The following is a 400-nucleotide window of genomic DNA, read 5'->3' on the forward strand; positions in this document are numbered from 1 at the left end:
AATGTAATTCCTGATACAGTTCCAGTACATCCATTAGCATCGGTAATTGTTACCGAATAGCTTCCAGCTGCAAGTCCTGTTCTGTCTTCGGTAGTTATACCACCACCCCAGTTAAAGGTATATGGTCCTGTACCTCCAGTTGGAGTAAGGTTAATTGCTCCGGTAGTCCCACCATTACAAGCAACATTCGTAACAACGGTTGTTCCGCTTACGGCTGCTGCCGGTTGAGTCAATGTAATTCCTGATACAGTTCCAGTACATCCATTAGCATCAGTAATTGTTACCGAATAGCTTCCAGCTGCAAGTCCTGTTCTGTCTTCGGTAGTTATACCACCGCCCCAGTTAAAGGTATAAGGGCCTGTTCCTCCAGTTGGAGTAAGGTTAATTGCTCCGGTAGTTC

1 protein-coding gene is annotated in these 400 nt (G+C 45.5%); it reads right to left on the reverse strand.

Features of this window, described 5'->3' with window-relative positions; genetic code table 11:
* On the reverse strand, positions 1-400 hold a 400-nt coding region (locus tag EOD40_RS17840), incomplete at both ends, for a SprB repeat-containing protein (protein WP_196781473.1).

The sequence above is a fragment of the Flavobacterium sufflavum genome (genome assembly GCF_004016525.1).
Classification (GTDB): Bacteria; Bacteroidota; Bacteroidia; order Flavobacteriales; family Flavobacteriaceae; genus Flavobacterium; species Flavobacterium sufflavum.